This is a genomic window from Pedobacter glucosidilyticus, from assembly GCF_002483235.1.
Taxonomy (GTDB): domain Bacteria; phylum Bacteroidota; class Bacteroidia; order Sphingobacteriales; family Sphingobacteriaceae; genus Pseudopedobacter; species Pseudopedobacter glucosidilyticum_B.
Window position 1 is genome coordinate 1,454 of the sequence record NZ_DLHN01000027.1, and the last position, 13,053, is coordinate 14,506.

Consider the following 13,053-nt stretch of genomic DNA (forward strand, 5'->3'; position numbering starts at 1 on the left):
AACACAGTAAAGCTATCACGATTGCTTTGTTCATAGCGAATGAAATGAAGCTATCCCTTCATGCAGGTTACACCATTATTTTGTCATAGCGAACCTAGTGAAGCGATCTCTTCCTATAATCATAACAGAGAAGCCACGTACCTCGCCCCGACAAAGAAACCATCATTTTGTCCTCGCGATAAGGAACGAAGAAGCGACCTCTTCATGTAAATGTTCCCAGTTTTTTTCCTTTCCTCCTTTTTCCTTTCCTCCTTCCCCCTTTCTCCTTTTTCCTTCCTCTTTTCTCTTTCCTCCTTTTTAACCAGAAAAGCACAGCTTATACTACTATCATCCGCCAGTCCGGTGCTCTGCTTAACTCCTCGTCCATTTTTCGCAAAAAGCTCCAAATGTCCTGTGGGGTACCGCTGCCGCCCCGGTTTAGCTGGGGTTGGTTTGTTATCAAAATTTATTTGAACTTTTTAATACTAATGGAACATATTTGTTCCATAATTTACTGACATTAAAATGTGTGTTTTTTAGTCTTAAATATGCATATTTACTCCCTGTTACAACAATGTTAGAATTTTTAAGGTATCCATAAAATAAAATTTATTAAATTTTGTGGAACATTATTGTTTCAATAAACATCTATGGCATTAGACTTAAAATTTATTCAAGAAGAAATCATCGATCAATATTTGAACGATGAAAATCCACGCCCTTGGATATTAGGTTTTTCAGGAGGAAAAGATTCTACTATGCTTTTGCAAGTAGTTTGGCTAGCATTACGTAAAATAGATCCCGTATTACGTAACAGGCATGTATACGTAGTATGTAATGATACTTTAGTAGAAAACCCTCGTATTGCTAGATTTATTCACACCACATTAGATCATATTCAAAAAGCAGCAGCAGAAGAAGGTATGCCTATTTCTGTGCAGCAAACCAGCCCACGTTTAGAAGATACCTTTTGGGTTAATCTTTTAGGTAAAGGTTATCCAGCACCTAATAATACTTTTCGTTGGTGTACAGATCGTTTAAAAATAGACCCAACTACTCAATTTATTAAGAGTAAAATATCAGAAATAGGTGAAGCAATCATATTATTAGGTACAAGAAGTGATGAAAGTACGACTAGAGCAAGAAGTATCGCAAAGCATGAAAGCTATATAAAAAGCGACCGTCTAAGAAAGCATGTATTACCAAACGCTTTCGTGTTTGCTCCGATTAAAGACGTACAAACAGATGAACTTTGGACCTATCTTTTACAGGTAAACCCACCATGGGGTGGTACACATCGTGATTTAGTTACTTTATATCGGAATGCTTCGGGTGGTGATTGTCCACTAGTGATAGATACTACTACACCATCATGTGGGCAAAGCAGATTTGGCTGTTGGGTTTGTAGTGTAGTTAAACGTGACAAATCTATGGAAGCTCTTATTGATAATGGTGAAGAATGGATGGAGCCTTTAGTCGAGTTTAGGGATATGCTGGTAGATTATCGCAATGATCGTTCATGGAGACAAATGTGGCGAAGGAATCAAGATGAAGATGCTGCCGATGAAAATAATTGGGGACCTTATCTACCAGAAAAGCGAGCTTTCATGTTAAAGAAATTATTACAAGCTCAAAAAGAAGTTCAACAAGAGGATCCAAGTTTAATCTTAATCAATTATCAAGAATTAGTAGCCATACAAGTTACCTGGCATCGCGATTCAATATTCGACTACAACGTAGCAGAGATTTACAACTCAGTATACGAAACACAAATGAGTAAAGAAGAATTCTCTGATGAACAGGTTTTTGAAAAAGATTTACTGAAACAAGTGTGTGAAAATGAAGATGACTTTAAATTGATTAATGAACTATTAGAATTACAAAAATCTAAAATCATATTAGTCAATAAATATGGTATACAAAGCGATTTAGATAATCACTTAACTAATCACGCTAATAAACGCTTGGCATGTTAATCGATCGAATTAATTTATACAATTTCAGGGCATATCAAGGAGAACAGCAACTGTCGCTGTCTATGAACCCCGAGAAACATGTTACCATTATATCTGGCCAAAATGGTTTTGGTAAAACATCATTATTAACAGCATTGGTATGGGTGCTTTACGGGAAGTTAATGGTAGATGTAGATGAGCGTTATCGTAAAGAAGTACATGAAAGCGGAGGCTACAATCGCTATGCTTTTAAACTCATGAATCGTAACGCGTTACAAGCGGCCGCCGCTTATGAACGCTCCTTACAACAAGAGAAAGAACTAACCCAAAATGTATTAGAAACAAAACGAATCAATACAGAAATTGAGGCTTTATACAGCTTTAGTGGAAGTATTGTACTTACCAATATTTTTATTCCACATCTTTCATGTAATGAGGTTACCATTACCAGAACCTATAATACACGTAAAGAAAAAGAAGACCTAACGATTTTAATAGATGGTAGAGAAAACGAACTGACCAAAACTATAGGTCAAGAAATTTTTATCAACGATTTTATTTTACCAAAAGAGATTGCCAAATTCTTTTTCTTTGATGCCGAAAAGATAACGGCATTAGCTGAAGTTAAAAATATAGACGAGAAGCTTTATTTCAGTAAGGCTTATAATGAAGTGCTGGGTATAAAGAAATATACAGACCTCAAACAGAATCTTGAAAATTTACAATTGAGAATTAGCAAGAAATCAGCAACAAAAGGAGATTTAAAGAAAATAGAAGAATTGCAGCAAAGACTTCATCAGAATGAAGAATTAGTTAGCTTACATAAGGAAGATTTAGAAAGAAAAGAGCAAGATTTACAAATAAAAAAGGCAGACTTAGCCGAGGCACAAGAGAAACTTGTAAGAACAGGTAATGCCATGAGCGATCACGAGTTAAATGAGTATCGTAAGATGCGTACGAACTTAAGAGAGGCTATAGCAAAAAATAAGGCTAATTTTGCTGATCTACTTGAATTAGCACCTTTTGCTATGCTCATGAGGAAAATGCAACAAATACAGCAGCAAATTTCCTTAGAAGAAAGACAACAGCATGCTAATTTGTTAAACAATCTTTTAAAGGAGAAATACGAGGCCTTAAAGAAAGCATTTACTCAAATTAATGTTAATCAGAATGAAATTACATCTATTTTACATGAGCATTTACAAAGCAGTGTAGCAAATGAAGTAAATATTTTATTAGGTTTTACCCAAGAGCAAACTAATCAGTTTAATAGTGTATATGCGAATCTACAAAATGCCTATGCTAAACAATTTAAAGCTTTAGTAGCAGAAGGTAAGCGATTACAGAGCAGTTATAATATTACACATAAAAAGCTTCAAGACTCTGATTTAAAATCAAGCGATCCCGTAATTAAAGCTTTAAAAGCTACTCATAACGAGCTAAATGTAGAAGTTGAAAAGCTTACTGAGAAAATTTTACAACTTAAAATAGAAATTGCTGTTGCGGAAAGAGAGATTACTACGATTCAACGTCAATTATCTGAGCAAAGCAAGCACATTAAAGTAGAGAAACAAGATCAAGAAAAAACTGCCACTGCAACACGCCTGATTCAACAACTTGAAACTTTTATTTATCAATTGAAGACCAAGAAAAAAGTTTCCTTAGAAAAAAATATCAAAAAAGAGCTTAATAGTTTAATGCATAAGCAAGCTTTTGTTGAAAAGGTAGAGGTGAAAATAGAAGGTGATTTAATAGATATAGATCTTTATGATGTCATGGGAAACACCATAAATAAAGAGGGTTTGTCAAAAGGCGAACAGCAATTATATGCTACTGCTTTATTAAAAGCTTTAGTAACAGAGTCAAATATCCAATTTCCTGTATTTATTGATAGTCCTTTACAAAAGTTAGATAAAAAACACGCAACTAACATTATTAAAGAGTTCTACCCATCGGTTTCTAGCCAGGTGGTGTTATTCCCACTTTTAGAAAAAGAACTTTCAGAAAATGAATATCAATTGCTATTACCAAAAATAGGGAAGGCTTATTTAATTAAACAAGAAGCTAATTATGCTTCTACTTTTGCAGATTTATATCCACAAGATTTATTTACTCAATTCAACCAAAGTTTAAAGGCTTATGTTTAGTAATATCAAAACCTCTAAAGCCAATAAGGAGCTGGTTACACAGTTAACAAGCAGACTAAATCTTGGCCCGGAGAATATTATTGCTCGTTTAGCTTTCAGCTATTCGCTTGCTCAAGAACGTAAGTTAGACTTAAGGCAAATGTCCGACTCGCAGGGCAAGGAGTATAATGTAAAGGTACTTTTTGGCAATTACCCAGAAGTTTATTTATCGATGTTAGCGTTGCATTATCAAATCAATATCCACCATGTAGACTTAGGTAAATACGCGAAGATGCATATAGATGACGGATTAGAGTTGATAGATAAAGCACTCAAAAATAGAACAAATGTTACGGGAAACGATTTCCTAATAAATGAAATAGAAAAAGGCTTACAATTGTAAGCCTTTTTCTATCATAAGTTACGCTACATCACGTTTGAAAATTTCTTGTTTAACTTTTTCTAGATCGTTAAAGCTATTTTCTCCGTTATCCATTAATTTTTGAATATAGTAAAATCCTCCGTTAGCATATTCATTAATTAAATTGATCGCATTTTTTGGCTCCTTTAAAATATCTAAGCTTCCAGATTTTGAAATACACATACAGAGTAAAGCCTGAGCAACTTTGTCGCCGTTATTATTTCTCATTGTATTCAGATTGAATGGCTTATCTGCTAAGGGCGATTGTAGAGGACGCTTCTCATTATAGAAAAAACCAATAGTCGCAGCCCAAGCAAAGCATTGCCATTGGTAAGAGAAAACGTAGAAACTGCCGCCTTGTTTTGTCGCAAATTTATCTATAATCGTTTCTTTTATTTTTTGCTCAAAAGTAAATTTGATTTCAAATATATCTTCCATGTAACGTTCTATTTTAATTTTGTAATACGTGTAGATACTTCGTGTAATTCGGGGTTGTCAACTTCTTTATTATATAGTTTACTCTCCAATAGATATATTTTAGATATTTTTTCTTGATTCATAAGATCAGTAAAGCTACTGTTTTCGGTATCTACATCTTTTGTTATAACAATAGATTGGTTGAAAATGTCTTTTATACCTAATAAATATTTATGGGTAGTTGGTATATCAAAGTTGGAACTAGGTGCGTCACTAATAAAAGGATAATATGTTTCAAGGGCTTCTTGGTTTAGAGAAAGCATCGCATTGATAATACTCATCTTTTTACGGTCATGATGACTTGTATTTAAACCGGCATCAAATTCTATTGTGTAATCTTCATTTATTTTGACTTCGCCTCTGTAGCCATTATCATGTTCAGTAAATTTATGATAGAACTCATTAGCCCTGTCTTCAATTTTACTCAGTAAGTCTTTACGTGCATTTTCTTGCACACGTTTAAAAATATCTTCTAGAAAAATTGAAATGTTCTTCCATTCTGTTTCGCTTACTGTAGTAGTCCCTGTTTTCTTACCCATTTTTTCTAGTTCTTTCTCAGCAGCTCTTAGCTCGGCCCTAAAAGATGATAACGCTTCTTTAGAAGCTACAAGTCTACGTTGTTCTCTACTTAGAATTGACCTAGAGGCCTTAATTCTGTTATCTACTAATTCTCCTTGGTCTGCTTGTTCCACAGGGTTAACGCCATGTTTCTTTTTAACGTCCTCTATTTGTTCATCAAGTTTTTTCTTTTTATCAAGCAAATTCCTTTTCCGCATTTGTAGAACCTCAATATTCTCCTCAGAGTCAATGTATTGCTTGTCTATAGAAGAAAGTGAAATGCTAAGCGAATTTGGATAGTCTTGAATAGACCCTATGAAGCGCTCAAATTTTTTAGAAAATTCTAAATTATTAGAAAATTCTTCCATCTCCTGAAGGTACTCTTCTTGTTCTTTTACCCTATTTAATATCCAATTATACGCATCTGTTCCCTCAGATGCATCTGAACCGCAAACGAAACATTGTTTACTTTCTAAAATCTCTTCCAACTTAGCCCTTCCCGGATTATCTAGATATTTTTTTTCCGGAGCGGTATCTTGAACTTCGGTATGTAACTTGATAATCTCAGCGCAATTATCAACCATTTCTGAAATACCTCGTAATATCCATAGATTAGGCACTTGCTTACGTTGGTAATCATCTAATGTTGTCAACTGGTTCATGACATCTTTAATATCAGTTTCATATTTATTATAGTCGTTAACCAATTTTGTGAAATTGGCTAAACCGGACATTTTTCCTTCATCTTCGGAAAGCGCAATTTCAATCTTTGTAATATTGAGTTCTATCTCGGATTTGATTTTTTCTTCCGCTTCTACTTTATGGGTGTAAAGATCTATCTTAGATATAATACCTTTAATATCTGAGTTCGTTTTATTATTATCTTTTATTTTGGTGTTTTCTAGCTTTCCTATTTTATCTTTGGCATTTTTAATTATAGTGGAAACTTTTTCATAAAATGGAAAATAAGAAATATGTTTCACTGCTGCTTTTAACGTCTCTTTGTTTCGAAAGTTAATTAGACTGTCTAAAGACTCCCCCTGAAACCATATGTAATTTCTAATTTCATCAGGAAATAAACCTCTAATAAGATCTTCTGCTTGAAAGTCAGTTTTTACCTTTGTGCCTAAATTTGAATCATAGGTTATTTTTAGAATATTATTACCAACCTGCCAAGCTTCGTCCGATTGCCAATTTTCGTGATTTAGTCGCTTTGCCGTAACTGACCTTTCAATTTCATAAAAAATGCCTTTGTCATCTTTTAAGTCTAAATTTACTACGGCTCTTACTTCATCATCAATTTCTGTGTCAAACAAAGATTTGCTATTAATAAAATCATGTCTATCCATCGCAAACTTAGTGTTGTGAGGAAAACCATTGGTAGCTCGCCATCCAATATCTGTGATATATATATTGCCAAAAAGAACCCAATAAAATGCATTGAATAATTTAGACTTACCTTTACCGCCATGACCTACAATCAAATTCAATCCAGAAGAAAATTCTAAAGACTGGCTACCATAATAAGATTGAAAGTTTTGAATAGTTATGTTTTTAATAATCATATGGATATCAACTACATATATTTTTAATATTAGCTATATACTGACTAACCAAGTTGTCTGGTTCGCTCGGGTCAGTTGATAAACTCGAAAGCATTTTAGCAACTTCTTTTGCTTTAGAAATGTCTACAGTGCGTACTTCTTTTCCATCCTTTAGTGTATCATCAATCTCTTTTTCGATTAATTTATACATCTCGTCTTGTATTGCCATATTGTAATTAATTGTATTTTTCGTTTTCTTTTTCTAAGAGATCAAATAAATCAATCTTCATCTGCTCGCAGAGCTCTTTAAGCTCTCCGTATAGGATATCAATTTCATTATCTGCTAGTGCTGCAAAGTTTACAATTCGCTTAACCTCTGCTGTAAATAAATTTTTCTCAGTGCTACTTATTTCTTCAGTAATGTTCGGTGGTATTACTATCATATCCCAGATTTGCGCTTTTTCTTTTCCTTTGATAGTACGTAAAACACGACCCCTGCGTTGAACGAATTGGCGAGGATTTCCGGTACTTGAGCAAAAAATAGCATGCTGCGTTCTAGGTATGTCTACACCTTCGTCTAAACATTTCATAGCTAAGAGTACATCGATATGACCATCTTTGAAGTTTTTTAGTACGTTTTCTGCGTCTGATATACCACCGATAAATTTGTAATACTTATAATTACGAATTTTAAACATTTCGGCATACTCGTCTATTATATGCATATCCTCAGTTTCGATATCGAAGTCGTCACGATCAGCGTAATCAGGTTCAAATCCTTCAGGGACAAATACAAATGTATAGTTTAGCTTGTGTTTTGATTTAAATGAGTCTAGTAAAGTTGCTAGTGCTATTTTTTTATTTTCTGCTTTATGTACTATACGTTTTCTTTGTAGTAAAAGCATTTCGGCTTCCTTTTTGTATGCACCTGTTTCAGTATCTATATATTTTCTTAGCTTTTCCGTTATTCTTCTGTATTCTAACATCTCAACTTCTGTTAATTCAACAAAAATTGGATGGTAATCATAATGACACAAAATATTGTTATCAATCGCTTGCTTCATTGTATACCTGTAAGTATAAAATGGTGGATGCGAATTGAAAAAATTATACATCTGTTCCGAGCCACCCTCATCATATATTCTCTCAGGCGTTGCTGAAAGTCCAATACGCTGACTAATTTTTTGAGGCATATTTTTTAACCCAGTAGGAGACCCAGTATTGTGGGCTTCGTCGGCTATATAGATGAAAGATTCAATCCCTCTGGTTGATCGTAGAAAAGATTGGATCTCATTTCGGTTAAATGTAGCGTAAGTTGTGATAACTATAATATTCTTTTTTTGGTCAAATTGACTTCTAGTTGAATATCTTCTTATTGCATCTTTCCAGTTTTTATCAGTATGTGTTGAAATTACATTTTGAAAATTGAAAGCACTAACTTCTTTCTCCCACTGTATTACTAATGCTTGTGTAGGTACGGCTATAATAACTTTATAAAAACCATCTTCAACATACCTTTTAAGTACGCAATTCAATGAAGTTATGGTTTTGCCAGAACCAGTAGCCATTGCAAAAATTCCCTTGCGGTCATTTTCTATCCAAGCTTTATAAGCATTTTTTTGAATTTCTCTTTCTTCTGGATAGGGAAATCTAGGCTCATTTGCTATTTTCTCTAATTCCAATTCCAAATCACTTACATAGTGCTCTAATTCTTTACTTCTAAATACCTGGTTTTTTTTCCTGATTAAATCAGCTTCCTCTACCAATAACTCTTTCAAATCATCTCCGCTAAATTCATTTTTTATAGCAGTAGTTATTTGATGAATATCTAAATACTCTAAATGATCTGCCTTACCCTCAAAAATCTCATCAAAGTAAGCTTGGTCTTCTAAAATTTTATGTTTTGAAGCCTCGCTATCACTAGCTAAAAAGCAGTTCAAACTTTCCGCATTTTCCAATAAACCGAACGCGGTGAAATTACAAGACGCATGAAATGATACAGCATCATTTTCATCTCTAAAAATACCATCTTTATAATGTGCAATGCCTTTTGATTTTGGTTTTACAATCTTAATTTCTATTCTATCGTTAGCAATTAGATAGGCTAAACATTTGAAAAAATGTTTGCCATACTTATCTAAGCCAGCTCTAATACTTCTAATATCTTCTAGATCAAATGGAATTTGAACTCCTTTATTCTTGCCTGCTATTACAGCAGCTTTATCTTCTTCAGAAAGAATGTGGTTAGCTAAAATACGCATTTTGCCACCTTTATAAATAAACTGGGCAAAACCAAGTGACAATACATTTATGGCAGCAGAACTAAAGTAACCCAATAGCAAATCAAACTCTCTGGCATTGCTTAGGCAGTCCAAATAGAATTTTAATGGCTCATACCCTGAACCTGTTCTGTAGCTTTTACTTTTAGGAAATTGGATTTGAGTTAGCATATTTATTTCTATTGATTTTTATATGCCCCATCCTAGCTTCTTTAAATTTTCTTCATAATCACTTAAATAACTATAAACTATATCTTCTGCATCAAATTTTTCTTTCTGTTCTTCTGCAAATTCATTATCAAGTGGTAGATTTGATGAAAATGCAATTTCTGCAATTTCTACAAGCTTGTTTACAAGGGCGTGTAAGCTCTCATAAATTGTTAAATTTTCGTAATTGTAATCATCATTTATATACAGTCCTACTGTCTTGCTGTCATAATTCCACTCAGCATTTTCCAATGTATTTAAAACAGCATTTTCTGCTTCCTCTTCCCAAAACCATTTATCTTTTTCGGTGTCGGTATTTATCCCACTTAGAATGCTTTCATATGCACTTAGATCATTTTTCTTAAGCTTATCTTTAGAAATTAATTGCGCAGCTACTCCAATTGAATTTTTAATCCTAGTGCGTCCGATACCTGATGCTTGAAAAAACTTATCGGAAAAGTCAATGTGCTTAGCGTTCGATAAATAATCTTCAAAGTCAATGCGTTCAGGACGTTCTGATTTTTCTTTGGTTAGAATTAATTTTAAAACATCAAAGCATGCTTGAACGCCGACTGTTTTGTTAATATAAGATTTTTCGGAAGAATTATCCCAAAATAGTTTTTTTACAATATTGAAATACGAAATAATTACATCATACAACACTTGATCTTTTAAGCTAAGGAATAAGTGTCGCAATGGAGATACATCTTTTATATCTTTAACTAGACTTCTATTTCGGCCAGAAAATATAGATTGCTGTTGCATTAAAATTCTATCTCTCTTGGCATTGGATGTTATCAAACTACAAATTCCGTCAACTATGGTGGCAGTAGATACAACCCATGTTTCTTGGATCTTTTCATCAAACAAATTCTCTGCACCCATTGGAGCTACTTTGATATGGCCGTATAATGGCGAGATATTTTTGTCTATATTTAGTTTTCTTGAAAGAAATACTCCTAATTTCTCAGGCGTCCAAGCTTTTTCAGTTTCTTCATCCACATTATAACCAAACTGTTCTAAAGCTAAACTTCTATCAACCGTCTTTTGATTTGAGTTTATTGTTGCAAATAAAAAGGCTTGATAAGAGCTGGGAAGGTCAAAGTATACAGAGCACAATAACTGAAGATCATCAAACCTCTCATGTTTGTTAACGTATTCAAAAGCATTTAAACGATGTTGTCCATCAATAATAGCTGCGAGTTTAATCTTTTTAGGAATTATTAACTTATGACATTTTCCGTCTTGTAAGACCTTCCATCTCTCACTGGAGTCTCCGGATATCTTTCCATTTTCTGTGTAGTTTGCTGCTAAAATGATGGAATTTGGAAATGCCATTTCTACTGATTCAATATATTTAGCAATTTCTTTTAATCTTTTATCATCCTTTTTACGTTGATTGCCTTTAACATTTCCAGAATTATCTATATACTTTATTGGTTCAGAAAAGGCAATGGCTAACAAATCTTTTGCAGAAATTGAAATAACGAAAAATTCTCCCAAAGGTTGGTTTACTCTCAAGGTATTAAGTTCTAAATAATTATTATCCATTGGCTAAGGGTTTATTTGGATTTCCTCCAAGCGTAGAGGTTATATTAAAAGTGGAACTATTGAAATTTGCAGTCCACCATACTAAATATGCACTTGCAATACCTATATATATTTGCCAAGGAATATCTTTGCAATATTTGTTATTATTGTTTTGATATATAGCATAAGATGCTAGGATTAGGATGGTCGTATTGAAAATACATGTAATTAAAATTGCCAACTTTTTATAAGAAACCTCTTTATCAATAATTTTCATGATATAGTCTAGACTTGAGGTAACCAGAATAGCTATGAAATATGTAATTAGATTTTGATTTAAGTTTTTAATTTTATCATTATTGCTATTAACCTCATCAAAAATAAAAGGTAAAATGACGCCGATTGCAGCAAGAAATACAATCGCAAAAACAAAGTATAATATTACAGTGAAAAGCCTCACGTAATTGATTCTTCTTAGCCTGTTTATAACTTCTATAATGAAATCCATTTTTAAAATATATTCTTATTTTGTTATTTGATAATTTTCACCAACCTGTAAAATACAGGTTTTGGCTCCCGGCCTTTTTTAGAATTATCCTTTCTATAAGTTCCCTTTACATGATCTTTAAAAGTTTTCTTGAAACAATCTATAATCTCACTAACAGAATAATTCTCCCCATATTTTTCAAGAATATTACTTGCAATCTTCTCTGCAATAAATACTCTACCACTCCTTATACCCAATCCTCTTCCTTTCCTGTTTAGGTTCCTCCGTTTTTTCCTGTAACCGGTCTATATACTCAAACAATAAATCAATATTCTTATCATGGCCATCCTGTTTCTTAGCTATCTTATTTATAGCTTGTTTTATTTCAGCTATTTCAAGTTTAAATTCTGTATTTTGAGATAACATCTGTCTTACCCGGGTGAATATTCGCATAATTTGAATATTCACTTGTATGGCTTGTTTGCTGTTGATTACGCTAGATAACATAGCAACACCTTGTTCTGTAAATGCATTTGGTAAATAGCGTCTTCCGCCACGGCCGTCTTTTGAGGTCACAATTTGTGACCTCAAAAGTTCAAACTCTTCTTTAGAGAGTTCAAACATAAAATCTTCAGGAAACCTATCCATATTTCTTTTAACAGCTTGGTTTAGTGTCTTTGTCTCTACCCCATACAACACCGCCAAATCCTTGTCTAGCATTACCTTCTGTCCACGAATCACATAAATCTGATTCATGACCATCTCATCGGGGAGATTTACTTCTTCTTTATGGGTAGCTGTTTTATTCATAGGAGATTAAAATCTATTTTATTCTACGGCATGTTCACCCTCAACTCCAATCACTCGGGTTTAACAAATCCCTTATATCAACTTTTAAAAATTCTGCTATCTTATTCAATTCTTCCAATGATGGTTGTCTATGGTTATTTACCCACCTTGATATAGTTCCTTCTGACTTATTTAAGTATTTCGCAATATCTCTATTGTAAACTTCTTTTTCTTTAAACACTTCTTCTAAACGGTTTATACGACTCATTTTGAATTTTTTATTAAAAAAGTTTGACGTTTAATGAAAAACTTTTTTATATTTGTTACTATAATATGCGACTCAAAAAGTGAGAAATTCACTTTTAACGATGTTGTCTCGGCTGCGAAAACGACCAAAATATGCCAACGAGATAGCCTTGATGCTCGCCCTATGATTGTATTTTATATCTTTACAGTTATAAAATCAAATAGGGGGGCTTCATGCTAAGCTTGTTTGGCTATCAAACTTTGAGTTTGAGAAAAAGGTTACTTGGTCGTTTCCTGCAGAACAAGCTATGAAGCTTCCCTATTTGTCAATAGAAGACTTCTGCTTTAGATTCAACTTCGTTTTCATAGATATCATAAAATGAAAACATTTACATTTAACCCTTTTGTAAAACAGCATTTAAACGTTTCCCATAGGCGTTATGGCAAAGCTACAA

Annotated in this window: 11 protein-coding genes; 3 read left to right on the forward strand and 8 right to left on the reverse strand. The window is 33.3% G+C overall.

All coding sequences use genetic code 11. The features are described from left to right. The first annotated feature begins 629 nt into the window (after positions 1-629). Genes dndC through B2745_RS11530 form a run of 3 tightly spaced genes read left to right on the forward strand, consistent with a single transcriptional unit; the run spans position 630 to position 4,463 of the window. Positions 630-1,955: a DNA phosphorothioation system sulfurtransferase DndC gene (gene dndC, locus B2745_RS11520; protein WP_304066687.1), complete on the forward strand. Its 1,326-nt coding sequence runs from the start codon at positions 630-632 to the stop codon at positions 1,953-1,955. Continuing rightward, positions 1,949-4,081, forward strand: a complete 2,133-nt coding sequence (locus B2745_RS11525; protein ID WP_304066690.1) for an AAA family ATPase — start codon at positions 1,949-1,951, stop codon at positions 4,079-4,081. The genes dndC and B2745_RS11525 overlap by 7 nt, the downstream gene beginning before the upstream one ends. Then, complete coding sequence (locus B2745_RS11530; RefSeq protein ID WP_304066693.1) at positions 4,074-4,463, forward strand: DndE family protein; 390 nt, start codon at positions 4,074-4,076, stop codon at positions 4,461-4,463. Before B2745_RS11525 ends, B2745_RS11530 begins: the two co-directional genes overlap by 8 nt. An 18-nt stretch (positions 4,464-4,481) precedes the next feature. Here the strand turns inward: B2745_RS11530 and B2745_RS11535 are convergent, their stop codons facing one another. From B2745_RS11535 to B2745_RS11570, 8 genes are all read right to left on the reverse strand, one after another. After that, positions 4,482-4,919: a hypothetical protein gene (locus B2745_RS11535; RefSeq protein ID WP_304066696.1), complete on the reverse strand. Its 438-nt coding sequence runs from the start codon at positions 4,917-4,919 to the stop codon at positions 4,482-4,484. Between the two features lie 8 nt (positions 4,920-4,927). After that, positions 4,928-7,081 carry an AAA family ATPase gene (locus B2745_RS11540; RefSeq protein ID WP_304066698.1) on the reverse strand — a complete coding sequence of 718 codons (2,154 nt, stop codon included), beginning with the start codon at positions 7,079-7,081 and terminating at the stop codon, positions 4,928-4,930. Between the two features lie 7 nt (positions 7,082-7,088). Further along, positions 7,089-7,289 carry a hypothetical protein gene (locus B2745_RS11545; protein ID WP_304066701.1) on the reverse strand — a complete coding sequence of 67 codons (201 nt, stop codon included), beginning with the start codon at positions 7,287-7,289 and terminating at the stop codon, positions 7,089-7,091. Positions 7,290-7,296: 7 nt separating this feature from the next. Further along, a complete protein-coding gene (locus B2745_RS11550; protein WP_304066704.1) occupies positions 7,297-9,510 on the reverse strand; it encodes a DEAD/DEAH box helicase family protein in 2,214 nt (737 codons plus the stop codon). A gap of 18 nt (positions 9,511-9,528) precedes the next feature. Next, positions 9,529-11,097 (reverse strand): DGQHR domain-containing protein, encoded by a 1,569-nt coding sequence (locus B2745_RS11555; protein ID WP_304066706.1) that lies wholly within the window; start codon positions 11,095-11,097, stop codon positions 9,529-9,531. Then, on the reverse strand, positions 11,090-11,584 hold the full coding sequence (locus B2745_RS11560; RefSeq protein WP_304066709.1) for a hypothetical protein: 495 nt from the start codon (positions 11,582-11,584) through the stop codon (positions 11,090-11,092). Before B2745_RS11560 ends, B2745_RS11555 begins: the two co-directional genes overlap by 8 nt. A gap of 216 nt (positions 11,585-11,800) precedes the next feature. Next, on the reverse strand, positions 11,801-12,373 hold the full coding sequence (locus B2745_RS11565; protein ID WP_304066712.1) for an ORF6N domain-containing protein: 573 nt from the start codon (positions 12,371-12,373) through the stop codon (positions 11,801-11,803). Positions 12,374-12,413: 40 nt separating this feature from the next. Next, positions 12,414-12,620: a helix-turn-helix domain-containing protein gene (locus tag B2745_RS11570; RefSeq protein ID WP_304066715.1), complete on the reverse strand. Its 207-nt coding sequence runs from the start codon at positions 12,618-12,620 to the stop codon at positions 12,414-12,416. Positions 12,621-13,053: the final 433 nt, after the last annotated feature.